The sequence below is a fragment of the Sphingobium sp. RS1 genome (assembly GCF_056156825.1).
The window spans coordinates 3137254-3161056 of record NZ_JBLZXE010000002.1 but is presented as its reverse complement, the minus strand read 5'-3'; the positions used below and the strand labels follow the sequence as shown (position 1 = coordinate 3161056).

General features: G+C 64.6%; 27 protein-coding genes. 11 read left to right on the top strand and 16 right to left on the bottom strand.

All coding sequences use genetic code 11. From position 1 onward, the window contains the following. The first annotated feature begins 151 nt into the window (after positions 1 to 151). Positions 152 to 772 (top strand): response regulator transcription factor, encoded by a 621-nt coding sequence (locus ACNHGR_RS17230; RefSeq protein WP_475287661.1) that lies wholly within the window; start codon positions 152 to 154, stop codon positions 770 to 772. Here the strand turns inward: ACNHGR_RS17230 and ACNHGR_RS17225 are convergent. The 4 genes from ACNHGR_RS17225 to argH are packed head-to-tail and all read right to left on the bottom strand — an operon-like array spanning position 769 to position 4423. Beyond that, positions 769 to 1518: a precorrin-2 dehydrogenase/sirohydrochlorin ferrochelatase family protein gene (locus tag ACNHGR_RS17225; RefSeq protein WP_475287659.1), complete on the bottom strand. Its 750-nt coding sequence runs from the start codon at positions 1516 to 1518 to the stop codon at positions 769 to 771. The two genes, ACNHGR_RS17230 and ACNHGR_RS17225, sit on opposite strands and share 4 nt — an antisense overlap. Continuing rightward, complete coding sequence (gene lysA / locus ACNHGR_RS17220) at positions 1518 to 2783, bottom strand: diaminopimelate decarboxylase (protein ID WP_184269754.1); 1266 nt, start codon at positions 2781 to 2783, stop codon at positions 1518 to 1520. The genes ACNHGR_RS17225 and lysA overlap by 1 nt, the downstream gene beginning before the upstream one ends. A 15-nt stretch (positions 2784 to 2798) precedes the next feature. Then, the gene (locus ACNHGR_RS17215; protein WP_184269752.1) at positions 2799 to 3056 is read right to left on the bottom strand and encodes a hypothetical protein; all 258 of its coding nucleotides are present in this window, start codon (positions 3054 to 3056) and stop codon (positions 2799 to 2801) included. After that, entirely contained in the window at positions 3053 to 4423 is a 1371-nt protein-coding gene (gene argH / locus ACNHGR_RS17210; protein WP_475287656.1) for an argininosuccinate lyase, read from the bottom strand. Before argH ends, ACNHGR_RS17215 begins: the two co-directional genes overlap by 4 nt. A gap of 43 nt (positions 4424 to 4466) precedes the next feature. Here argH and ACNHGR_RS17205 point away from each other — a divergent pair, with 43 nt between their 5' ends. Next, a complete protein-coding gene (locus tag ACNHGR_RS17205) occupies positions 4467 to 5072 on the top strand; it encodes a TlpA disulfide reductase family protein (RefSeq protein ID WP_184269748.1) in 606 nt (201 codons plus the stop codon). 175 nt (positions 5073 to 5247) lie between these two features. On the opposite strand, the gene ACNHGR_RS17200 is transcribed toward ACNHGR_RS17205, so the two are convergent. Then, positions 5248 to 5478: a hypothetical protein gene (locus tag ACNHGR_RS17200; RefSeq protein ID WP_475287654.1), complete on the bottom strand. Its 231-nt coding sequence runs from the start codon at positions 5476 to 5478 to the stop codon at positions 5248 to 5250. Positions 5479 to 5504: 26 nt separating this feature from the next. Here ACNHGR_RS17200 and ACNHGR_RS17195 point away from each other — a divergent pair, with 26 nt between their 5' ends. The 7 genes from ACNHGR_RS17195 (at position 5505) to ACNHGR_RS17165 (ending at position 13580) form a co-directional block, all read left to right on the top strand. After that, positions 5505 to 8078: a TonB-dependent receptor gene (locus ACNHGR_RS17195; protein ID WP_184269744.1), complete on the top strand. Its 2574-nt coding sequence runs from the start codon at positions 5505 to 5507 to the stop codon at positions 8076 to 8078. Positions 8079 to 8145: 67 nt separating this feature from the next. Then, positions 8146 to 8631, top strand: a complete 486-nt coding sequence (locus ACNHGR_RS17190) for a RidA family protein (RefSeq protein WP_475287651.1) — start codon at positions 8146 to 8148, stop codon at positions 8629 to 8631. Positions 8632 to 8743: 112 nt separating this feature from the next. Next, positions 8744 to 10330 (top strand): flavin monoamine oxidase family protein, encoded by a 1587-nt coding sequence (locus tag ACNHGR_RS17185; RefSeq protein WP_475287649.1) that lies wholly within the window; start codon positions 8744 to 8746, stop codon positions 10328 to 10330. Between the two features lie 2 nt (positions 10331 to 10332). Beyond that, complete coding sequence (locus tag ACNHGR_RS17180) at positions 10333 to 10731, top strand: c-type cytochrome (protein WP_184269738.1); 399 nt, start codon at positions 10333 to 10335, stop codon at positions 10729 to 10731. Continuing rightward, positions 10728 to 11858 (top strand): aminotransferase class I/II-fold pyridoxal phosphate-dependent enzyme, encoded by a 1131-nt coding sequence (locus ACNHGR_RS17175; protein ID WP_475287647.1) that lies wholly within the window; start codon positions 10728 to 10730, stop codon positions 11856 to 11858. The genes ACNHGR_RS17180 and ACNHGR_RS17175 overlap by 4 nt, the downstream gene beginning before the upstream one ends. Beyond that, positions 11855 to 13114 carry an aminotransferase class V-fold PLP-dependent enzyme gene (locus ACNHGR_RS17170; RefSeq protein WP_475287645.1) on the top strand — a complete coding sequence of 420 codons (1260 nt, stop codon included), beginning with the start codon at positions 11855 to 11857 and terminating at the stop codon, positions 13112 to 13114. Before ACNHGR_RS17175 ends, ACNHGR_RS17170 begins: the two co-directional genes overlap by 4 nt. Before the next feature lie 19 nt (positions 13115 to 13133). After that, positions 13134 to 13580 (top strand): RidA family protein, encoded by a 447-nt coding sequence (locus ACNHGR_RS17165; protein WP_475287643.1) that lies wholly within the window; start codon positions 13134 to 13136, stop codon positions 13578 to 13580. Between the two features lie 91 nt (positions 13581 to 13671). On the opposite strand, the gene ACNHGR_RS17160 is transcribed toward ACNHGR_RS17165, so the two are convergent. The 10 genes from ACNHGR_RS17160 to ACNHGR_RS17115 all read right to left on the bottom strand — a co-directional run bounded on the left by ACNHGR_RS17160 (position 13672) and on the right by ACNHGR_RS17115 (position 20889). Next, complete coding sequence (locus tag ACNHGR_RS17160) at positions 13672 to 14127, bottom strand: hypothetical protein (protein WP_475287641.1); 456 nt, start codon at positions 14125 to 14127, stop codon at positions 13672 to 13674. Positions 14128 to 14169: 42 nt separating this feature from the next. Then, positions 14170 to 14349, bottom strand: a complete 180-nt coding sequence (locus tag ACNHGR_RS17155; RefSeq protein WP_184269728.1) for a Trm112 family protein — start codon at positions 14347 to 14349, stop codon at positions 14170 to 14172. Between the two features lie 21 nt (positions 14350 to 14370). Further along, the gene (locus ACNHGR_RS17150; RefSeq protein ID WP_475287638.1) at positions 14371 to 14985 is read right to left on the bottom strand and encodes an LON peptidase substrate-binding domain-containing protein; all 615 of its coding nucleotides are present in this window, start codon (positions 14983 to 14985) and stop codon (positions 14371 to 14373) included. Positions 14986 to 14989: 4 nt separating this feature from the next. Continuing rightward, entirely contained in the window at positions 14990 to 15901 is a 912-nt protein-coding gene (locus ACNHGR_RS17145) for a tetratricopeptide repeat protein (RefSeq protein WP_475287636.1), read from the bottom strand. Between the two features lie 98 nt (positions 15902 to 15999). Continuing rightward, positions 16000 to 16845, bottom strand: a complete 846-nt coding sequence (locus ACNHGR_RS17140) for a MipA/OmpV family protein (RefSeq protein WP_475287634.1) — start codon at positions 16843 to 16845, stop codon at positions 16000 to 16002. A gap of 86 nt (positions 16846 to 16931) precedes the next feature. Beyond that, on the bottom strand, positions 16932 to 17333 hold the full coding sequence (locus ACNHGR_RS17135) for a DUF2141 domain-containing protein (RefSeq protein WP_475288463.1): 402 nt from the start codon (positions 17331 to 17333) through the stop codon (positions 16932 to 16934). 29 nt (positions 17334 to 17362) lie between these two features. Next, on the bottom strand, positions 17363 to 18091 hold the full coding sequence (locus ACNHGR_RS17130; RefSeq protein WP_475287632.1) for a sterol desaturase family protein: 729 nt from the start codon (positions 18089 to 18091) through the stop codon (positions 17363 to 17365). 337 nt (positions 18092 to 18428) lie between these two features. Beyond that, entirely contained in the window at positions 18429 to 18878 is a 450-nt protein-coding gene (locus ACNHGR_RS17125; protein WP_475287630.1) for a hypothetical protein, read from the bottom strand. Positions 18879 to 19035: 157 nt separating this feature from the next. Next, positions 19036 to 19866 carry a 23S rRNA (adenine(2030)-N(6))-methyltransferase RlmJ gene (locus tag ACNHGR_RS17120; protein WP_475287628.1) on the bottom strand — a complete coding sequence of 277 codons (831 nt, stop codon included), beginning with the start codon at positions 19864 to 19866 and terminating at the stop codon, positions 19036 to 19038. Positions 19867 to 19998: 132 nt separating this feature from the next. Next, complete coding sequence (locus tag ACNHGR_RS17115) at positions 19999 to 20889, bottom strand: prephenate dehydratase (protein ID WP_184269712.1); 891 nt, start codon at positions 20887 to 20889, stop codon at positions 19999 to 20001. Between the two features lie 173 nt (positions 20890 to 21062). On the opposite strand from ACNHGR_RS17115, the gene ACNHGR_RS17110 reads away from it, so the two are divergent. Both ACNHGR_RS17110 and ACNHGR_RS17105 read left to right on the top strand, forming a co-directional pair. Beyond that, positions 21063 to 21689, top strand: a complete 627-nt coding sequence (locus tag ACNHGR_RS17110; RefSeq protein ID WP_184269711.1) for a c-type cytochrome — start codon at positions 21063 to 21065, stop codon at positions 21687 to 21689. Positions 21690 to 21722: 33 nt separating this feature from the next. Next, complete coding sequence (locus tag ACNHGR_RS17105; RefSeq protein ID WP_475288462.1) at positions 21723 to 22301, top strand: GNAT family N-acetyltransferase; 579 nt, start codon at positions 21723 to 21725, stop codon at positions 22299 to 22301. A 175-nt stretch (positions 22302 to 22476) separates the two neighbouring features. Here ACNHGR_RS17105 and ACNHGR_RS17100 read toward each other — a convergent pair whose 3' ends face one another. Next, on the bottom strand, positions 22477 to 23793 hold the full coding sequence (locus ACNHGR_RS17100) for a hemolysin family protein (RefSeq protein WP_475287625.1): 1317 nt from the start codon (positions 23791 to 23793) through the stop codon (positions 22477 to 22479). Between the last annotated feature and the right edge of the window lie 10 nt (positions 23794 to 23803).

Below are 23803 nucleotides of genomic sequence, written 5' to 3'. Positions count from 1 at the left end.
TGGAGGCTATGGCGCAGCGCGGCCGCGAACCAATTAAATCCAATTAATCGCATCGCGATCGGGCCGGCCCTCATTAACCATTTCTTCGGGCACGCTTTCTATTCTGCACCACCATGGCCGGATCAGGGTCCGACCGTGAAAGTGGGACGACATGCCAATCTTCAAGCGCAATCGCATCCGCCATGCCGAACCGGACAGCGCCGTCGACGCGCGGCCGCAACGCCGCCTGCGCCTGTTGCTGATCGACGAAAATCCGACCGCGCGCGCCGTCGCCGCCCGGCGCCTCTCCCACCTCGACTATGATGTCGTGCTGGCGGAAAATGGCTTTATCGCCCTCAATCTGCTGGTCACCCGCCCGGTCGACATCATCCTGGTCGATATGGGCCTGGCCATGCTGCCGGCGGTTGCCGTGATGCAGAAGATTCGCGCCGCCAATCTGGCCGGCAATGCCTGTTTCGTGATGATCGCCGGCCGGCTGGACAGCCAGTCGGTCATCGAAGCACTGGACGCGGGCGCTGACGACCATGTCGTCAAGCCCTTCGATTTCGACATATTGGATGCACGCATGCGGCACCTGTGCCAGCGTGCCGAACAGCTAGGCGCCCTCACCCGCCACAATGCCGAACTCGACGCCCGCATCGCCCGCCGCGCGGTGGAACTGGGCGAAACCCGCGAAGCGCTGCGCGAAATGCAGATCGACCGCGCCCGCCTCGTCTCCTCGATCCAGGCGCTGCATGACGAGGTCGAACGGCTACAGGCCGCGCAGGGCTAAAGCGTCACCCAGACGGTCAGCCCTTCGCCCCGCTCGTCAGGCGGGCCGTCCGCCATCACCCGCACCGCATCCGCCCGCGCCCGGTCGAGGATCGTCGCCGGCACATCGGCCGCATGACAAACCCGGTCCGCCATCGCCAGCATCCGTGCATCGCGCAGCGTCAGATCGTCCGGGTCCGCAGACCGCAACTGTACGACATACAGCTCAGCCCCGGCCACGGCGCTCGCATCCGCCAGCCAAAAACCAACATCGGGATCACGCCCCAACGGGTCGATCGCGCCACCCGGCGCCAGCGCCTTGCCAATCGCCTGTCGCCGCTGCCCCGCATCGGGCCATAGCCGCCGCAATTCCCCCCGTGCCGCAAACAATGCGCGCGCCAGATCGCCCAGATGGACCGGCAACAGCGCTTCCAGCCGCTGCCGCAAAGCCGCCGCCAGCCCTGCCGACGCCCCGCCGGTGCCGATGGCAATCAGCACCGGATCGCGATCCACGATCGCCGGCAGGGTGAAATCGCACAAGGCCGGGCGGTCGGTCGCATTGACCAGCACGCCCCGCGCCTTCAGCCGCGCAACGACCGCCTCATCGCCATCCGAAACGATGGCGATTTGCGCGTCCCCATCATCCTCGCCGACGATGATCGCGCCCGCCCGCTCCAGCAGGCGGCGCTTGGCATCGGCCGCCTCGCCTTCGCCGGTCAGGATGACCGGCCTGCCCGTCAGTGCCAGAAAGACGGGCAGGCTCTGCATCAGTTGCCGACCCAGTCGGGGATGATGTCCGCCGCGATCAGCGCCTCGACCGGTGGCCGCTCGCGCACCACTGCCCATTTGTCGCCCGACACCAGCACTTCGGGGGTCAGCGGTCGGCTGTTATAGGTGCCCGCCATCGTCGCGCCATAGGCGCCCGCCGTCATGAAGGCGACCAGATCGCCCGCCTGCACCACGTCCATGTCGCGGTGCATGGCAAAGGTATCGCCCGTCTCGCACACCGGCCCCACGACATTGGCCGTCTCGCGCGTACCCGCCGGCTTCACCGCGCGGATATCATGCCATGCATCATAAAGGCTGGGGCGCATCAGGTCGTTCATCGCCGCATCGACGATCACGAAGGGCGCCTGCGCACCCTGCTTCACCCGCACCACGCGCGACACCAGCGCGCCGGCATTGCCCACGATCACCCGGCCCGGCTCGAACATCAGCCGCACGGGCCAGCCCTGGGTCACGCGGCACACCATCGCGCCATAGTCGGCGGGGCTGGGCGGCAGAGGCTGGGACGGATCATAGGGGACGCCGAGGCCACCACCCAGATCGGCGGTGCGGATATCATGCCCGGCCGCGCGCAGCGCCTCGATCAGCACGCCGACCTTGGTGAAGGCGGCCTCCAGCGGGGCGAGGTCGGTCAGCTGGCTGCCGATATGCACGGCCACGCCCTGCACATCCAGGCCCGGCAGGTCGCGCGCGGCGGCATAGCTTTCCAGCGCCCGGTCATAGGGGATGCCGAACTTGTTTTCCGACTTGCCGGTCGAGATCTTGGCATGGGTGCCCGCATCGACATCGGGGTTGATACGATAGGCGACCGGCGCCCGCTTCCCCATGGACAGCGCGACCTCGGACAGCATTTCCGCTTCCGGCTCGCTCTCCAGATTGAACTGATAAATGCCCTTGTCCAGCGCCAGCCGCATTTCCTCGGCGGTCTTGCCGACGCCCGAAAAGACTATGCGGCTGGCCGGGATGCCCGCCGCCATCGCGCGCAGCAACTCGCCGCCCGACACCACATCCGCGCCCAGTCCCAGCTTCGCCAGCGTCGCGAGCACCGCGCCATTGGGATTGGCCTTCACCGCAAAGGCGATCAGCGGATTGTCGAGCGCGCTCAGCCCTTCGCGGAACACGCTGACATGGCGTTCCAGCGTCGCGGTCGAATAGACATAGACGGGCGTACCGACCGCATCGGCGATCGCATCCAGCGGCACCTGCTCCACATGCATGGCGCCGTTCACATAATCAAAATGGTCCAAAGTCGGATTCCTGGCTTATTGCGGCTGCTTTTCGGGCGGCAGGTCGAACGGGTCGTCGCCCCGTTTGCGGGACTGGGTCAGCAATTCCACATTGCGCTCGGGCCGCGCCTGAATGGATGGCTGCATCAGTTGCGCAGCGGTCGGCGCGGTCGCGGCGCCCACCGGCACGGCAGGCAGGCTCTGGCCCTTGACCGGTTTCAATGGCTGGCGACCGCCGCATCCGGCCAGCGCCACCGCCATCAACCCCAGCCCGACCAGCGCGCGCGTCTTCATGATCCCAGTTCCTTCCTTGCGTCGGCGATCCGCGCCCGCACCTGGGCAGGCGCCGTGCCGCCATGGCTCTGCCGGCTGGCGACCGATGCATCCACCGTCAGCACAGCATAGATGCGATCGTCGATCCGCGCGTCGATATCCTTCAGTGTCTCCAGCGGCAACTGGTCCAGCGGCACCGCCGCCGCCTCCGCCGCCGCCACGGCGCGGCCGGTGATATGATGCGCCTCGCGGAACGGAATGCCGCCCTCGCGCACCAGCCAGTCGGCCAGATCGGTGGCAGTCGCAAAGCCGCTTTCGGCCAGTCCGCGCATGCGGTCGGTGCGGAACGTCACCGTCTCGATCATCCCGGTCATCGCCGCGATCGACAGGCCGAGCAGGTCGTGCGCCTCGAACACCGGCGGCTTGTCGTCCTGCATGTCCTTCGAATAGGCGAGCGGCAGGCCCTTCATCGTGACGCACAGCGCGTTCATGCAGCCCATGATCCGCCCGGCATGGCCGCGCACCAGTTCGGCGGCATCGGGATTGCGCTTTTGCGGCATGATCGAACTGCCGGTCGAATAAGCGTCGGGCAGCTTGACGAAACCAAAGGGCTGGCTCGCCCAGATGATGAACTCCTCCGCCAGCCGCGACAGGTGCAGCGACGCCTGCGTCGCCGCCATCAGATAGTCGAGCGCGAAGTCGCGATCGGACACGCTGTCCAGGCTGTTGTCGGTCGGCTTGGCAAAGCCCAGCGCCGCCGCCGTCATGTGGCGATCGGTCGGAAAGCCGGTGCCGGCCAGCGCCGCCGCGCCCAGCGGGCATTCGTCCGCCCGCGCCCGCGCATCGGCAAAACGGCTACGGTCGCGGCGCACCATTTCATAATAGGCCATCAGATGATGGCCCAGCGTCACCGGCTGCGCCGATTGCAGGTGGGTGAAGCCCGGCATCACCGCATCGACATGCTCTTCCGCCCGCGCCACCAGCGCGCGCTGGAGACCGAGCAGGCCCGCCTCGACCTCGTCGATGGCGTCGCGCACCCACAGGCGGAAATCGGTCGCCACCTGATCGTTGCGGCTGCGCGCGGTATGCAGCCGCCCGGCCGCCGGGCCGATCAGTTGCGCCAGCCGCGACTCGGTGACCATATGGATATCTTCCAGGTCCAGGTCGACCGGCACGCCATTGGCCTCATATTCGGCCGCGATCCTATCAAGGCCCGCGCTGATCGCGTCGGCATCCGCCTGCGAAACGATGCCCTGCTTCGCCAGCATCGCGACATGCGCCTTGGACCCGGCGATATCCTGTTTCCACAATCGCTTGTCGAAGGGGATGGAGGCATTTATCTCACGCATGATCGATGCCGGACCGGCCGCGAACCGGCCGCCCCACATGCTGTTGGAGCCCTTTCCAGTGATCTCTTCTTCACGCGCGCTAATGATACTGCTCCTGCCTGCCGCTCTGGCGGCCTGCGATAGGCAATCGCCGCCCCCGGAGCAAGACAATGCGCAAGCCAATGCCGCCATCAGCGGCGAGGTTCCGGCCACCTCGGGCGAAGTGAAAGGGATCGGCAGCAAGGACGGCACGTTCGACTATCGGCTCGATCGCAGCAAGGCAGGCACCCCCGCCCCCGACTTCGCCTTCCTCGATCCCGATGGCGGTGAAAAGACGCTGAAGGATTTTGCCGGCAAGCCGCTGATCGTCAATCTCTGGGCGACATGGTGCGCGCCCTGCATCGCCGAAATGCCCACGCTCGATCGGATCGCGGCGACCTATGGGCCAAAGGGCCTCGCCGTCCTCACCATATCGCAGGACAATCAGGGGCTGAAGGCCGCAAAACCCTTCTTCGAAAAGCATAAGCTCCCCCACCTGAAGGGCTGGGCCGACCCGGAAACCAATTTCGGCTTCCATTATGCCACCGGCCTGCTGCCCACCACCGTCATCTATGACGCCCAGGGCAAGGAAATGGTGCGCGTCATCGGCGCGATGGACTGGGAAGGGGCGGAGGCCAAGGCCTTGATCGACGCAGCGATGCAATCCTGATGGTCTGTCCGGATATGCGCTAAGAGTCTGTTTGGAAATGCGCCTCTGGCGCATCCGCACCGGCCCGCACCCCCACCCGACCACCCCGACCTGGTACCCTGATGGGCGGTCGGGTGGGGGTGCGGGCCGGTGCCGCATCGAAAATGCGCCCTTCCGCGCATTTTCCAAACAGACTCTAAATCATATCGGAAACTGCAAAGACGAATGAAGACCAAAAACCCGCCATGCCAGCTGATTGCAAAATGGCATGACGGTCATGTGCAATCATCAATTGCACCATTTCGTACATCGCCAATATCCTGCCCTGCTTGCCAGCAGAAATAATTGAGAAATATTGCATATTTGATTCATTTTTTTGCGGTGCGGTAGAGGATTTCACAAAACCGTCCGTCGTTCCCCTTGTCATAGATAATGCATAAACAGGGGGCATGAATGACAAGACTGTCTGCACTGAAGCTTTCACTTATCCTCGCCTCGTCCTGGTCGGCTTGCGCACTCGCACAAGAAGCTCCGCAGGAACCGCAGGCTGATGATGGTACCGCCATCATCGTTACCGGCACCCGTGCCGTTGGCATGTCCGCCGCGGAAGCCGCTGCACCGGTGCAGGTGCTGAGCGAAGAAGCCATCAGCCATGTTGGCCAGCCCAACCTCAACCAGGTTCTGACCCAGATCGTGCCGGGCTTCACCGCCCAGACCCAGGGCACCGACATGTCGAGCTTCTCGCTGTCGGCTCGTCTGCGCGGCCTGTCGCCCAACCACACGCTGCTGCTGGTCAACGGTAAGCGTCGCCATGGCTCGGCCATTCTTCAGGTCGCCAGCGGCCCGTTCGGCGGTTCGGCCGCGCCCAGCATGGACCTCATTCCGCCCGATGCCATCGCCCGTGTAGAAATCCTTCAGGAAGGCGCTGCGGCCGTTTACGGTACCGACGCAATCGCCGGCGTTATCAACCTCATCCTCAAGGATGATAATGAAGGCGGCAGCTTCAAGGTCACCGGCGGCCAGAACTATAACAGCGAAGGCGAACTCTTCTCGGTTTCCGGCAATGTCGGCTTCAAACTGGGCGAAGACGGCTATTTCAACCTCAGCGCCTTCCATCGTCGCCAGGATTACACCACCACCGGCACCGGCCAGGTCCAGGTCACGCAGCTGGACGGCACGCTCCAGCCCAACGCCCCGGCCCAGTGGTCGAACCTGACCGGCGACGCGCTGGCTCATATCAACGGCGGCCAGCCCAAGACGTACCTCACCAACGTCTTCTACAATATGGGCTATGACTTCGGCGGCGTCGAACTCTACAGCTTCGGCGACTATGCCCGCCGCGTCGGCTATGCCAAGCAGGGCTACCGTCATCCCAAGCGCGTCTGCTACGAAGCCGGCAATATCGGCGGCAGCGTGACGTCAGCGGCCTATGACGCCAGCGCCATCTGCTACGGCAACACCGGCGTCGTCGGCATGGTCCCGCTGCAGCACGTCGCACAGGAAGAATATAGCTTCACCGTCGGTGCCAAGGGCGAATTCGGCGGCGGCTGGAACTACGACCTCTCCACCACCTACGGCAATGACAAGACCGAAATCTGGACCGAGAATTCGGCCCATCGCGAAGTCTGGCAGGAAACCTATGCCCAGTATCTCGCCGGTTCGGGCGTTCTGCCCAACACGCCCAGCTCGGCCTATGACGGCGGCTTCCGCCTGAGCCAGACCACGGTCACGGCCGACATGCGCAAGGAATTCGACGTCGGCATGGCCGAGCCGCTGACCTTCGCCTTCGGTGGCGAATATCGCCGCGACACCTATAAGATCGTCGCCGGCGACTATTACTCGACCTACAAGACTGGCGTTCAGTCCTTCCCCGGCTACAAGCCCAGCGATGCAGGCGACTGGAGCCGCAGCTCGAAGGCCGGCTATATCAACTTCATCGCCAAGCCGGTGGACGCATGGTCGATCGACCTTGCTGGCCGTTACGAAGATTATAGCGACGCCGGCGACACGCTGATCGGCAAGGTCACCAGCCGTTACGACTTCAGCGATGCAGTTGCGCTGCGCGGTACGGTCAGCACGGGCTTCCGTGCACCGACGCTTGCCGAACAGCATTATTCGACCGTGGCGGTCGGCCCGACCAGCGCCGTTGCGGTGCTGCCGGCCGGTTCGGCGGCGGCCAGCCTGCTGGGCTTCTCCGCACTGAAGCCGGAAAAATCGACCAACTTCTCGGGTGGCTTCGTCTTCCGCCCGGTGCCGAAGCTGACCGTGACGCTTGATGGCTATCTCATCAAGATCAAGGATCGCATCGCGCTGACGGCTGCCCGCTACGCGGTTCAGGGCGGCGTCGCCACACCGGAAGCCCCGGCCATCATCTCGGCGCTTCAGGCGGCGGGCGTGGTGTTCGATGCCGCCTTGCCGAACATCGGTGCGCAAAGCTTCACCAACGGCATCGACACCCGCACCTGGGGTATCGACTTCTCGGCCGCCTATCCGGTAGCTCTGGACTTCGGTAGCCTGAACCTGTCGCTTTCGGCCAACTACAACAAGACGAAGATCACGAAGAACAAGATTCCGACTGTCTTCAACGCCATCTCCGAAAGCAACATCGAAGATTCCTCGCCGGAATATAAGGTCGTCCTGGGCGCTCTGTTCAAGAGCGGCCGGTTCACCCTGAACGCCCGCGAGACCTTCTACGGCAAGTCGAGCCTGCTGGTGCAGCCGGGCGTATCCGCAGCGACCCTGACGGCGGCCGGTTTGCCGACCATCTATACCGCAGAGGTCAAGCCGGCGGGCATCACCGATCTGGAAGCCAGCTATGACTTCACCGATGCGGTAACCGTCTCGATCGGCGCGAACAACCTGTTCAACAAGAAGCCGGAAGTGCCGGCCCTGTTGCAGGGTGTGACCATCCCTGCGGGTACCTCGCCTTACATCAACGGCACGGCTACCTATAACAGCCCGTACAACTTCGGCCCCTACGGCACGGCGGGCGGCTACTACTACGCCCGTATCGACTTCAAGTTCTAAGCGAAGTCACGAAGGAGGGCCGGTCCGGCAAGGACCGGCCCTTCACTCTTTTGGAAGGGGGATTGTCATGAAAGCAGCGATTGCCGCATTGATCCTGGCCGCCATGGGCGCCGGATCGGCTTCGGCCGCCACCGTCGAACATAAGCAGGCGCCCGGCGCCATGATCGCCAGCGCCGCCATCGTGCCGCCCGGCAGCACCTTCTACTATCTGTCCGGCGCCACCGCCGCGCCGATCAACCCGGCCGACACCGACAGCGCGGACGCCTATGGCGATACCGAAGCACAGGCCATGTCCATCTTCACCAAGATGAAGGCGCAGCTGGCCGAAATGGGCCTGACCATGGGCGATGTGGTGAAGCTCACCGTCTTCCTGGTCGGCGATCCCAAAAAGGACGGCAAGATGGACCGGGACGGCCTGACCCGCGCCTACAAGACATTCTTCGGCACCACCGACCAGCCCAATCTGCCGACTCGCTCGGCCTTCCAGATCGCGGCCCTCGCGCGGCCGCAGCAGCTGATCGAGATCGAAGGCATCGCGGCAAAAGCCCCCTGAGCCGTTCGGGTCGCACCGACGGACGAAGACAAGACAGGGGCCATAACGGCAGGGGACAAGGGGGCGAGACCCCTGCCGCCACAACACTCGCCCGTAAAAACGGGAAGCCAGCATGACAGACAGCACAGCACCCAGCCGCCGCGACCTTCTCACCATGATCGGCAAGGTCGGCGGCGCCGCGGCCATGTATCAGGCGATGACCGCGCTTGGCCACGCTGCCGAAACGCAGTTCACCGGCCCGCCGGTGCTGAGCGGCGCGAAGCCTGGTGCCTCCGTCATCATTCTGGGCGCGGGTCTGGCCGGCATGGCCGCCGCTTATGAGCTGCAAAAGGCCGGCTATGCGGTCAAGATCCTGGAATTTCAGAATCGCCCCGGCGGGCGCAACTATTCTCTGCGCGGTGGCGACACCTTCACCGAAAGCGACGGCACGGTGCAGAAGGTGCGGTTCGCGCCCGGCAACTATATCAATCCCGGCCCCTGGCGCATCCCGCACCATCACAAGGCGCTGCTCCATTATTGCCGCCAGTTCGGCGTCGCGCTGGAGCCCTTCATCCAGCTCAACCATAATGGCTTCATCCATTCGACCGAAGCCTTTGGCGGCAAGCCGATGCGCTACAAGGAGGTCGCAACCGACTTTAAAGGGCACACGTCCGAACTGCTGGCCAAGGCGGTCAGCGCCAAGGCGCTGGACGACAAACTGTCTGGCGAGGACAAGGAAAAGCTGATGGAGGCGCTCCGCAGCTGGGGCGTGCTGGACAAGAATCTGGCCTATACCAGCAGCCTGAAGGTGTCGGCCCAGCGCGGCTATGATCAGGCGCCCGGCGGCGGCCGCAACGGCGCCCCCACCCCGTCGCAGATCGCGAAGCTACAGGATGTGCTGGACCCGCAGGTCTGGACCGCCATGTCCTTCTATTTCAGCTATGTGATGCAGACGACGATGTTCCAGCCGGTCGGCGGCATGGACATGATCGGCAAGGCGTTCGCGAAGAAGATCGGCAAGATCGTCACCTACAACGCCAAGGCGACGAAGGTCGCCCAGTCGGACAAGGGCGTGACGGTCAGCTACAAGGATGTCGCGACCGGTCAGATGCACGATGTCAGCGCCGACTGGTGCGTCTGCACCATCCCGCTGTCGATCATCAGCCAGGTCGATATGCAGGTGTCCCCGGCGCTGAAAGCCGCGATGAAGGCCGTCCCCTATGGCGGCCATGCGAAGATCGGTCTGGAATTCAAGCGCCGCTTCTGGGAAGAAGACGACAATATCTATGGCGGTCACAGCTTCACCGACCAGACGATCACCCAGCTTTCCTACCCCAATGACAAGATGTTCGGCCAAGGCCCCGCGGTCTTGCTGGGCGCCTTTGCCCGTGGGCTTGCCGGGTTCCAGATCGCCAGCATGACGCCAGAACAGCGCATCGAAACCGCGCTGAAACAGGGCGAGGTCTTCCATCCCCAATATCGCAAGGAATTCCTCAGCGGCGTGTCCGTGCCATGGACCCGCGTGCCGTGGATTTTGGGCTGCACGTCCGAATGGAGCGAGGAAAACCGCAAGGCGCATTACAAGAATCTGGTCACGCTCGACAATCGCGTCGTTCTGGCGGGGGAACATGCCAGCTACTATGGCGGCTGGATGGAAGGATCGATCCTGTCGGGCATCGACGCCATCACCCAGATTCACGAACGCGCGCAGGCGGCATAGACATGCGCGGCCCGATCCTGCGCCTTGGCGCGCTTGCCATTCTCGCCGCCACGCCCGCGCTGGCGGATTCGCCCGGCGGCAGGCCTGCAAAGGTCGCGCTGCCCGATGGGGAGCAGGTCTATAACCAGATCTGCGCCGCCTGCCATCTGGACAAGGCGCAGGGGTCGCCGGACGGCACCGTCCCTGCCCTCGCCCATAATGCCAAGCTGGCCGACCCCGATTATCCGGTGACCGTGGTCATGAAGGGTCAGGGCGGCATGCCCTGGTTTTCGGAAATGCTCACCCCCGCGCAGGTCGCGTCGGTCGTCGGCTATGTCCGCACCCATTTCGACAATGCTTATCCCGAACCGATCAGCGAAGCGGACGTGAAGCGCATCGCGGCAAAAGGAAGCGAAGAATGACGGATAGCAGCTTTTCCCGCCGCATGCTGATGCGCGGCGCCATCGCGGCGGCCGGCGCCGCCAGCGCCGCCCCGGCTCTGGCCCAGCGCGGCCGCAAGGTCGCCCTGCCCGAAGACCCGGCCGGCATGGTGTCCACGCTGACCGACGCGGTCTATATCAACAGCAACGAAAATCCGCTCGGCCCCTGCCCCGCCGCACTGGAAGCGTTGAGCGGCCTCGACAGGCTGTCCGGCCGCTATGGCATGGCCTTCGCCGCGCAGCTGGAGCGGCTGTTCGCCCGGCAGAACGGCCTGACGCCCGAACAGGTGCAGGTCCATCCCGGCTCCTATATGACGCTCCGCTCGGTAGCCCTCACCTATTCGTCGCAGGACCGGCCGATCGCCTTCTTCGAACCGACCTTCGACAGCGGCTTCGTGGGCAAAGGGAACAAGGTCGTCACCAGCGCCGTCCCCATTCCGCTGTCGGGCGATTTCCGCGGCGACCTGCGCCAGATGCTCGCCGCCGCGCCCAATGCCGGCGTCTATTATATCTGTAATCCCAACAATCCGACCGGCCTCGTCACCCCGCGCGCCGACATCGAATGGCTGCTCGCCAACAAGCCGGCCGGGTCGCTACTGCTGATCGACGAAGCCTATATCCACTTCAGCGAGGCGCCGTCCTGCCTCGATCTGGTGGCCAAGGGCGCGGACGTGCTGGTCACGCGCACCTTCTCGAAAATCTATGGGCTTGCGGGACTGCGCTGCGGGCTCATCGCCGGGCGGAAGGATCTGCTCGACGGCATGGCCGATTATGGCGTCAACATCACGCCCATGCCTGCCGTGATCGCCGCCGAAGCCAGCCTGCTCGACCCCAAATTGCTGCCGGAGCGTAAGGCTTATAACCGGGCGGTGCGCGACGATCTCTTCGCCTGGCTCGATCAACGCGGCATCCGCTATCTGCCGAGCGAAGGCAGTTTTGCGATGATCCATGTCGGCCGATCCGGCGCGGACGTCACCGCCGCGCTCGCCGCGCAGAAAATCTTCATCGGCGGCGCGCGCAAGCATATGGACGACTGGGTCCGCGTCTCCTTCGGCACGCCGGCGGAAATGCAGGCGTTCAAGCTCGCCTTTGCGAAAGTCATGGCATGACCCTGTCCCGCCGGCAGGCGCTGGGCGCGGCGATCGCCGTTCCGCTGGTGGCGCAGGCCACCCGCGCGGCCGCCACTCCGCCCAGCCTGCCGGACCGGGCCAGCTTCGCGCCCACCCCCGTCGCCTATCTCGACAGCGCCTCCACCCACCCGATCAGCCTGGGTGCGCGGGCAGCGATGGACGCCTATGTCGCGGGCCGCACGCTCGATCCCGCTGCCGCCGCGCGCAAGCCGGTGGATCGCGCCGCGACCATCGCCAAATTCGCCCGACTGGTGAATGCCGACCCGGACGAACTCTGCTGGGTCCAGTCCACCACCATGGGCGAACAGGCGGTGCTGCGCGCGCTCGGCTTCCCGCACGGCAAAGGTCGCATCGTCACCGACCCGCTCCATTTCTACGCCGGCTTCCCCATGTATCAGGAACTGGCCAAGCAGGGCGTCGACGTCCACTGGGTGCAGGCCCGCGATGGCCGCATCGTCCTGGAGGATATGGCCAAGGCCATCACGCCGGCCACGAAGCTGGTCAGCCTCTCGCTCGTCTCCACCTATAATGGCTTCCAGCATGATCTGAAGGCGGTCTGCGACCTCGCCCATGCCGCCGGCGCGCTGGTCTACGCCGACATCATCCACGCCGCCGGCGCGGTTCCCGTCGACCTGCATGACAGCGGCGTCGATTTCGCCGCCTGCGCCACCTATAAATGGCTGATGGGCGATTTCGGCCTCGGCTTCCTCTATGCCCGGCGCGGCGTGCTGGACAATCTGCCACTCGCGGATTTCGGCTATTATGGCTTTGCTGCACCCGGGGCCCCGCCGGGCATCGGCCTGTCACCGCCAGCTACCCATATCTACCCCATGGACCCGCCCGGCGACACCCCGGTCAGCTACAGCATCCGCCCCGGCGCACTCGGCCATTTCGGCACCGGAACCTATGCCCAATCGGTTATCGCGGCGATCGACCACAGCCTCGATTACATCAGCACGCTCGGCGTCTCTGCGATCCAGGCTCACGCCCAAGGCCTGATCGCATCGCTGCGCGACGGCCTCACCGCCAGGGGCTATACCATCATCACCCCGCCCGGCACGAAGACCCCGATCCTGACCGCCCTGCACCCGCAGGCCAAGGCCCGCCTGACCGATCCGCTGGCCAAGGCCCAGGTCCGCATTTCGCTCCATGACCATCATTTCCGCATCGCGCCGTCGGTCTTCAACGATAGCAATGATGTGGACCGCCTGCTCGCCGCGCTCCCCCGCGCCTGATCTTTCAACGGAGACATCTATGAAACGCCTTCTTGCCGCCGCCCTGTTGCTGGGCGCCCCGCCCGCTCTGACCACGCCCGCTCTGGCCCAGCCCGCCGCCGCACCGCAGCCCCTGCCCGCCAAGCTACCCTTCTCGCCCTCCATCCGCGTGGGCGACCTGCTCTTCATGTCGGGCCAGATCGGTCAGGTACCCGAAGGCATGGACAAGCATAAGGAAGGGTTCGACGCCGCCGTCAAAGGCGCAATGGATTCGATCGGCAAGATATTGGCAACCAATGGCCTCGACTATGGCCATGTCGTCAAATGCACGGTGATGCTGGCCGACATGGCCGACTGGCCCCGCTTCAACGCCGCCTATATCCCCTATTTCGAAGGCAAGCGCCTCCCCACCCGCAGCGCCTTCGGGGCCAGCGGCCTGGCACTCGGCGCCCCGCTCGAAGTGGAATGTATCGCCGCGTTCAAATGACCGTCAAAATCCTCCCCAAGCCTGCTTGGGGAGGGAGACCGCCGCCGCAGGCGGGGGTGGAGGGGAAAAAGCGCAACCTCGACCCTGAAGCCTAAATCTGCCGTTTGGCGTCAAAAGGCGCGACGATCTCGCAACGGTAGGATCGGGCCTCGTCGATCAGCCCGGTATGCAACTGCGTCGACAGCATCAGCGTCGCCCGGTCCAGCTTCTCCACCCGGCGCAGGTCGCTCAATATCCCGCCCAGCATGCCGCCGCCCTGATTGACCAGTGTGATGGTCGCATCGTCCTGCGCGGCGATCTTGTTCCAGTCGCCCCCGGCATCGCGCCAGCGCCCGCCAGTAAAGTCGATCACGATCTCCCGCACCGACCGGTCATCGGCGGTGCAGGACAGGCCCCGACTGTCCGTCAATGTCGGCACAGCGATGGGGGGCGCAGCGACGGGCGGCCCGGCAACAGGCGGCGCCACGGGCGGGCTGCCGGCTACAGCCGGCGCAGCCAGCATGTTCGCCAGAAGCGTCAGCGCAGGGGGAACCAGTCTCTCATGCATGGGCCCTCTTTATCAGACCCGCAGGACAAACGATAGCGCTGGTCAGAGTGCCACCGCTTCCCGCACCAGCAGCACCGGCACACCATCGCGCACCGGGAAGGCAAGACCGGCCGCATCGGACAGCAAGGCCCCCCGCCCGGCGTCCCAGCGCAGTGGCGTGCGCGTTACCGGGCACACCAGCTTGGCCAGCAACCACGGGTCGATCGGTGCATCGTCACTCATGTCGTCAATCACAGCCCACACTCATTGCATCGTCGCGCCGCCGTCGCGCTCGATCCGGCCGACAATCTGCATCAACTGGATGATCCGCTCCGACCGTTCGGACAGGCTGTCCGCCTCCAGCAGGGTCTGCTTGGCCGCCGGGTCGAACGGCACGATCTGGGCGATACCATTGACCAGCGCAGTATCGTCCAGCCGCGACACCGCCGTCCAGTCCACCACATAGCCCAGCGCATCGGCAAAGCGCCGCGATTCCTGCTCCAGCGCCGCCCGCTCCACCGCGTGCAGCACCTCATCCTCCTGCGGCGCCTGCTCGATATCCGCCTCGATCTGGCGAAACTGGGTCGGCACGGACAATTCCCGCACCACCCGGAACCGGGCAAGGCCGGTCAGCACGATATTGAACCGCCCGTCCTCCAGCGCCTCGATATGGCTGACATGGCCCAGACATCCGACATCGAACAGCGGCGGCACAGGGCCTTCGCCGCGCGGCTGGATCATGCCGATCCGCCGGTCGCGGGCCATGACGTCATAGATCAGCGCCCGGTACCGCGGCTCGAAAATATGCAGCGGCAGGTCCATCCCCGGCAGCAGCAAGGCGCCGGACAAGGGAAAGATCGAGACGCGCGCGACAGGCATGGGCTTACGAGAACAATATCTGCGACAGCTTGCGCCGCTGCGCCGACACCCATGGATCTTCCAGGCCCACGGCGTCGAAGATGGTCAGCAACTGCGCGCGCGCCGCGCCGTCATTCCATGCCCGGTCGCGCCGCACGATCTCCAGCAGCGCTTCGGCCGCACCGTCGCGATCGCCATTGGCCATCAGCCCGCCGGCCAGCTCGAACCGCGCCTCATGATCGTCGCCATCGGCATCGACCCGCGCCTGCACGCCCGACAGGTCGTCCACCGGCCTTGCGTCCCGCGCCAGCGCGATCGCGGCGCGCGCCTGATCGATTGCCACATTCTTCGCCACATCGGCGGGCAGCGCGGCCAGCACCGCCTCCGCCTCGTCCAGCTGGCCCAGCGCCACCAGCGTCCGCGCCAGCCCCGACGCCACCTCGACATTGTCGGGCACCATCTCGGCCAGCTGGCCGAACACCGACAGCGCCCGCTCGGCGTCACCGGCCGCCAGCACTTCCTCGCCCATGGCGATCAGCGGCGCGATTTCCTGCAACTGCGCCTTTTCGTCGGATTCGATCGGCAATTGCGACAGCAGCTGGTCCAGATACTGCTTCAGCTGCCCTTCGGTCCGCGCCTGGCTGAGGTCCGCGACCGGCTGGCCCTGAAACACGGCATAGACGGTCGGGATCGACTGCACCCGGAACTGGCTGGCGATAAAGCCATTCTCGTCGACATTCACCTTGACCAGCTTCACGCCCTTGGGCGCATATTCCGCGCACACCTTCTCGATCACCGGCGTCAGCTGCTTGCACGGCCCGCACCATTCGGCCCAGAAATCGACGATTACCAGGCTCGTGCGCGACGGCTCGACTACATCCTGGCGAAACGCCTCCACGGCCGCCTTGTCAGCCTCGCTCAATCCCAGGGTCGCCACGCTTCTAATCTCCTGCCAATGCGGTCATTCGCCGCCGTCATACCGCGCCTTATGTGGGGCGTCACCCCTTGCGGACAAGACGAAAGGGCAGGAAAGCGTCAGAAGGTATAGCCGATGCCCAGTGCGCCGACGAACTGGTTGCGTGATCCGGCATCCGCGACGATCGGCGAATCCGCATATTTGCCCAGCACGCGGGCATAGCCGGCCACGCCGAAGATCGCCCAGCCCTTGCGCAGGTCGCCCGACAGCGACTTGCCGGCCGACATGTTGACGTTCAGCCGCTTGAAGCCCGACCCGCCAGCCCGGTCATAGACAGCAAGTCCGCTCGCCGCGCTCTCCGTTGGTGTGATGTCGAAATAATAGCGGCCATAATTCTTGCCGACATATTCCGCCGATACGCCCATGCCGACGAAACTCGTGGTCGACAGCGGCGTGAAATATTCGATCGTCGGGGTCACGACATAGCTGCCATGCGCGCCCGCCACATCCTTGGTCACCGCCACCCGCGCCGACAGATTGTCATAGTCGCTGGTGATGACCCCGGTCTTGCCGACGCCGACAAAGCCGCCGACCTCCACCGCCACGTCGCGCTTGCCCAGCAAACGCACGGCATCGTCCTTGATATTCTTGCGGCTGGTACGGTCCAGCCGGACATTGACCACCGGTCCCAGTTCGAAATCCACGCCCGTACCGGTCGGATCGGGAATGGCATCGACATAGAGCGCCGTGCCGCGCGTCCAGAAGGCAAAGTCATGTACCTTGCCCCGCGCCTGGACCAGCGGCATCACCCGATAATCGTCGGACCCTTCATAGCTGGGGATCGCCGCGATCCCCGCACCGATGGTCAGCGTGCTATGCTGCTCCTCTTCCTGCGCCATGGCAGGCGCGACAAGCAGTTGAGCCACGACGAATGTCGCGGCCAGTCGGCAGCGGAGATGATCCATGATGACCCTGTTTATGAAGATGCGTTCAGGGCCTAGAATGTTTCGAGGGGCTTAGCGGTTCCGCTGCCCCGAAAAACGGCCCTGCATCACAGGAAATATTTGAGTTTTATCGCCTGCTCCACCGGCACGCCCGCGACCGGAAAACTGGCCGACTTGAAGCTCGGCGCGCCGAAGCGCAGCACCGGATTGCGCGAAAAACCCACGCCCTCGCGCGGGATGCCGGCAAAGGTATCCAGCTTCCCATTGCCATTTTCGTCATGGATGATCGCGATGGCATAATCGCCCGGCGCCAGCGTGCCGAGCGGGATCGGCCCGCTCTTCGACGCCACGGTGAAATGGCGCTTGTCCGGGTCTTTCGTGCAATCGGGGAAATAGGCTGCCGTCCGCGTCACGCACACCAATATCTGTCCCCTGGCGGATCGCAGCCCGTCCAGCGTCATGCTGAGCGACTGCCCCGCCGGCGCCGCGCCGGTCTGCCCCGCCATCATCGCCAGCACCGCGACCCCGATTGCTCGCTTCACCCGTTCACCTTCTTGAAGTCGCCCAAGCCCTTGTCCGTCCCGCACAGCCGGTCCCAGACGCGAAAATAGAGGCCATAATTGCAAACATACTGGTCATGATGCCGCTGATGATGGGTCGCGGTAATCAGCCACCCGCCCAGTGGCCCGCGGACCATCCAGCGCGGGAACATCTCCCACCCCATATGGTTGCTCACGCCCATCACCGTCATGATCGTCAGCACGGCGCCCAGCACCCCGACATGGATCGGAATCAGCAGCACCAGCACGGGGATCACGAATGCCCCGGTCAGCGCTTCCCAGGGATGAAAACTCATCGCCGCCCAGGCCGTCGGCGGGCGGCTGGCATGATGCACCGCATGAGCGACACGAAACAGGCGCGGCCGGTGCATCCAGCGATGCGTCCAGTAAAACCATGTGTCATGCAGCGCGAGATAGAGCAGCAGCGAAACCGGCATCCACCAGAGCGGATAATCGCCGACATCTGCATAGATGCGCGTCCAGCCCCGCGCCTGCCAGCCCCAGGCGACCACGCCGGCGGGCACGCCATAGATGATCGCGGACAGCAGCGACCAGCCGATCTCCCGCCCCATCTGGGCCTCCAGCCCGCGATAGAGGCCCGGCTGCCGTATCCGCGTCGCCAGCGCAAAACCCCCGCTCGCCAGCAGATAGCGGACGCCGACAATGGCGCTCATGGCAAGAGCGGACAGAAGGATGGCTGCGACCATGGCAGCGGCTATAGGCGCGATCCCGCACGGGCGAAAGCACAGGAATGACGCCCGAGAAGCGACAATCTGCAAACGACATTTGAGGACACCCAACATCCGTTCGGGCTGAGCCTGTCGAAGCCCTGCTCTTTCTTTTGGGCTTATGTTGGAAGAAAAGTATGGCCCTTCGACAGGCTCAGGGCGAACGGATGTTTAGGTCTGGAAACGACCATCTATTGTCGCTCCGCCAGATTATCCGCATCCCTGAAACCGGCCATTTATTCAGGAGGCACGTAGAAGGCTGGATGACGAAATCTGGTGGATAACGGACTAACTGCTTGGCGTTGGCTCTGATCGCCTACGAGGCTGGGTCGACCACGTGAACAATCTCGTCCTCTCCCTCAGAGGCCAAGGCCCTTTCAAATACCGCCTCGTATTGTTTTTCGTGACTGGAACCACGCCAGTTTACAGCGAAATCGCCCTTCAGGTCTTCGACCGAGATGATGGCTTGCAGCATCGCATCCCCCGCGCCGCCGCCCAGACTGAAATCAGCGATAGCCTTCGCGGCCCCAATAATTCTGGCCAAGCGAAGGAACCTCCACGGCTCCGGTCGATGTGCAACTAGGTCAGGTAGGCCCTGACCGGCAAATGCTTCTTGTCGAACTAGGCCGCTAAAGCGCCGCTCGTCGAGCTCGATGGGTATGTGATCGATATCCATGCGGACAGAATGACAGCGACAGGCAATGTCCGCAATTGGGCGAATGTTGCCGAACGATTTTTCCGTGCCTCGTCCGCTATCGCCGGTCATCGCTCCAAAAGCTGACTGACTGAAATCCACCCCTTGTAGACGTTCGACGCCGCAATCCCATCTCTCAGGTGCGGACCGGTCGCTTTGCGGGCGCATAAGCCCGATCGTCTGACACGCGACAACGCCCCTCCGAAAGAAGAGAGGATGAGCGCCTGTCCTAACCGCCCAGCCAATCGCATATGATCTCGCCCTTATGCCCTTCGGGCGCCAACGCGGCGCGCAATGCTTCCAACAGGGGCGGCAGCGCCTGCGTGAAAGCGTAGGGCGGATTGACGATAAAAAGACCCGCGCCGTTGTAGATGCCGGGTTGCTCGCTATCGTACAGCCAATGCTCCACCAGCAGCAATTTCGGGATGCCGATCTTGCGCAACTGCTTCTTCCACTGTCCATGCGTGGCCTGGTCTTTCAGCGGATACCAGATCACCGTCACGCCATGCGCCCATTTGCGTTGCGCGGCGGCGAGGGTGGCGGTGATGCGCGCGCGTTCGTCCGTCTGCTCATAGGGCGGGTCGACCACCACCACGCCGCGCGGGGTACGGGGCGGCACCATGGCCAGCCAAAGTTCGTAGGCGTCGCGTTCATGCACGGCCGCGCTGGTGCCCCGCATCACGCCGCGCAGGGTATAAGCGTCTTGCGGGTGCTTTTCGTTGAGGATCAGGGCATCCTGCGGGCGCAAAAGCTGCGCCAGAAAGCGCGGTGATCCGGGGTAAAGCTGCGGCCCGCCCTCCTCATTCACCGCCTGCACGGCCGCGCGATAGTCGTCCAGCAAGGGGTTCGGGTCGGCAAAGGCCCGCCGCACGCCCTGCGTGGCTTCGCCGGTGCGCTGCGCGTCATCGCCGCCAAGGTCGTACAGCCCGCAGCCGGCATGGGTGTCGATCAAGGTCAGCGCGCCCGGCTTCTGCTGCAAGGCCCGCACCAGGGCAATCAACAGGCTGTGCTTCACGACATCGGCGCTATTGCCGGCATGGAAGGAATGGCGATAGTTCATTGTGGTTCAAAATCCTGACGTTCGGCCGTCGCGCGAATATTGCCAGATGCGTTTTTACCATCCGGCGCAGATATTGCCGCCAGTTTCAGTAAAAGCAGACCCTCGCCCGCTCAGCCATCCGGCAACCACAGGTCAGGTTCTGGGCCGCGCCTGCCGATAGCTGCCCAGTTGCCGCACCCATTTGGTATGGAATTCCAGCTCCGCCAGCGCGCGATCGACCGCCGGGTCGCCCGGCATCCCCTCGATATCGCAGAAAAACTCGGTCGCCGCGAAGCTCGCCCCGCGCTGATAGCTTTCCAGCTTGGTCATATTGACCCCGTTGGTCGCAAAGCCACCCATCGCCTTGTAGAGCGCGGCCGGGATATTCTTCACCTCGAACAGGAAGGTGGTCATGACCGGCCCGACATTGGCGGTCGGCACCTTGGGCTCGCGCGCCAGCACCAGGAAGCGGGTCATATTGTCGTCGCTATCCTCGATATTCTCGGCGATCAGGCGCAGGCCATACAGCTCCGCCGCCAGATAGGGCGCGATTGCTCCTTCGCCCGGCGTGCGCGTCTCCGCCACCAGCGCGGCGGCACCAGCCGTATCGGCATAGGCGACCGGCTGGATGCCGCGCTCGCGCAGATAATGGCGGCACTGGCCCAGCGCCTGCGGATGGCTGATCGCGCTCTTCACCGGGCTGTTGTCCGGCGCCATCAGGCAATGGCGGATGCGCAGGAAATATTCGTCGATGATCGACAGGCCCGATTCGGGCAGCAGGAAATGCATGTCCGCCACCCGGCCATGCAGGCTGTTCTCGATCGGGATGATCGCCCGCGCCGCCAGGCCGCTGCGCACGGCATCAATCGCATCCTCGAACGCGAAACAGGGCAGCGGCACGCAATCGGGGGCGTAGCCGAGCGCCGCCAGATGCGAATTGGCGCCGGGCGCGCCCTGATAGGCGACGGCACGGGCCGGATCGATCGCGGCCTTGGCGGCCAGGTCCGCGACGATCGCGCGGGCGGGGGCGGGATAATTTTCCATGGGTGCCCGCGCGCTTAGGATTTCCCCCGTCCCCGCGCAAGTATTGGCAGGCACTTCCATGACAATAGGGATGAACCCGGCTTGCGCCTGCGCGTATCCGCCATTATGGCAACCCACAAGAGGGGGCGCGGAAGACAGCCGCCATAACAATAAGGCAAGGGAAGTCGAGCGAGATGGGCGATCGTTTCAATACCGCAGCGGGTTGGGCGTTGTTTGCAGGGATCGTAGCGCTCGGCGGCGCGATCGTCAGTTCCAAGATCTTCCATGAAGAACGGCCCGAAAAGATGGGCTATGCCATCGAAGGCGTCGAGGCAGAGGGTGAAGGCGGCGCGGCCAGCGGTCCTGGCCTCAACACTCTGCTCGCCAGCGCGGACGTCGCCGCCGGTGAGAAGGTCTTCGCCAAATGCGCTGCCTGCCACACCGTCAATCAGGGCGGCGCCAACGGCATCGGCCCCAATCTCTATGCCACCGTCGGTGAGGAAATCGGCCATGGCAAGGCGGGCTTCGCCTTCTCCGAAGCGCTCAAGGGCAAGGGCGGAACCTGGACCTTCGAAGCGCTGGATCACTGGCTTAAAAGCCCTCGCGAATTTGCCCCCGGCACGAAGATGACCTTCGCCGGCCTCGGCAACCCGGCCGACCGCGCCAACCTGATCGCCTGGCTCAACACGCAGGGGTCCAACCTGCCGCTGCCCGCCGCCGACGCTGCGCCGGCTGCCGAAGGCGCGAATGCGGCCGAAGCCGGCAATGCCGCCAATGCGGCGGAAGCCCCGGCGGAGAACGCCGCCAACGCCAGCGAGTAAGCGGCGATCGCCGACAGCATCGAAATACGCGATCTGACGGGCGCGGCACTGGTTGCCGCGCTCGATTCATTGGCGCAACTGCGCATCGCCGTCTTCCGCGACTATCCCTATCTGTACGAAGGCAGCGGCGGCTATGAGCGCGGCTATCTGACCGCCTATGCGGAAAGTCCGGGCGCCCTGATCGCCGGTGCCTTCGCGCAGGTCGATGGGCGCGAACAGATCGTCGGCGCCGCCACCGCCGCCCCCATGGCCGATCATGCCGCTGCCTTTGCCGAGCCTTTCCGCGCGCGCGGCATGGATATCGGCACTATCTATTATTTCGGGGAATCGGTGCTGCTGCCGCAATGGCGCGGCCATGGCGTCGGCCACGCCTTTTTCGACCGGCGGGAGGCCAAGGCGCGCGAACTGGGCTTCGCCATGGCCAGCTTCTGCGCCGTGATTCGCCCCGCCGACCATCCGGCCCGCCCGGCCGACTATAGCCCGCTCGACTCCTTCTGGCGCAAGCGCGGCTATGCGCCCGTCGATGGCCTGATCGGCCATTTCAACTGGCGGGAACCGGGCGACGCGGCCGAAAGCGACCACGCCATGCAATTCTGGGTCAAGGCGCTGTAACTGCCGGCTTCCGTTTCTCCGACGCCGGCATGCACGCAGTTAATCCGCGATCAAGCAACCACCTCCGTTCGGGCTGAGCCTGTCGAAGCCCTTTTCTGCTCTCCCAAACGAGACACAGAAAAGCCGTCCTTCGACAAGCTCAGGACGAACGGTTCTGAATGATGTGGGCGAAGCCTTACTGCGCCGCCACCAGCAGCTTGTCGATCTTGCGCCCGTCCATGTCGACAATCTCGAATCGCCACCCCTGATCGTCGACATAATCGCCGACCTCCGGCAATCGGCGCATCAGCCACAGCGCATGGCCCGCCACCGTCGCATAGTCGCGATCCTCGGACAGGGTGATGCCGATCCGCTCGGCCAGTTGGTCCATCGGCATCTGCCCCGACACCAGCAGGCTGCCATCCTCGCGCTCGACCATGTCCGGCTCGTCATAGGCGTCACGGTCCGACGCGAAATGGCCTGCGATCGCCGACAACAGGTCCGCCGGGGTCACGATCCCCTCGAAATGGCCATATTCGTCGTGGACCATCACCATCGGCACATCGGACCGGCGCAGCACTTCCAGCGCGTCCATCGCATCGACCTGGTCGGGCACGACCTCGGCCCTGCGCATCAGGCTTTCCAGATTGAGCGATTCGCCCCGGAACAGCGCGGTCATGATGTCGCGCGCCTGGACGATGCCGATAATATCCTCCACCGACCCGCGCCCCACCGGCAGGCGGGTATGCGGCGTTTCCAGCAAGCGGCTGCGGATGGTGGCGTCGTCGGCGGCGATGTCGATCCAGTCGACATCCATGCGCTGCGTCATCACCTCGCGCACCGGCCGGTCGGCCAGCCGCACCACGCCGGAAATGATCGCCCGCTCGCTTTCCTCGATCACACCGGACTTGCTCGCCTCGGCAACGATCAGGTGCAGTTCCTCGGCGGTGACATGGCTCTCCGATTCGCGGGTCAGGCCCAAAGCCTTGAAGATCAGCCCGCTCGATGCATCCAGCACCCATACGACCGGCGCCGTCAGCTTGGCCAGCCATTGCATCGGCACCGCCACCAGCACCGCAATCGGTTCGGGTTGGCGCAGCGCGAACTGCTTGGGCACCAGCTCGCCGACGATCAGCGAGGCATAGGTGGTCAGGCCGATGACGATGGCAAAGCCCAGATTTTCCGCCGTGTTGGGCGCCAGGCCCAGCCCCTGCAACCGCTCGCCGGTCGGCCCGCCCAGGCTCGCGCCCGAATAGGCGCCCGATATGATGCCGATCAGCGTGATGCCGATCTGCACCGTGGACAGGAAGCGGCCCGGATCGGCCGCCAGCGCCAGCGCCGCCTTCGCCCCGCTGCGCCCGGCCTTCTCCATCGCCTGCAAGCGCGGCTTGCGCGCCGACACGATCGCCAGCTCGGACATGGCAAAGACACCATTCAGCGCGACGAGCGCCAGAATGATGACAAGGTCTACCCAGGGAAAGGGCGTCGGATTGGGAGGGGGGATCGTGGCCATGGTGGTCAGT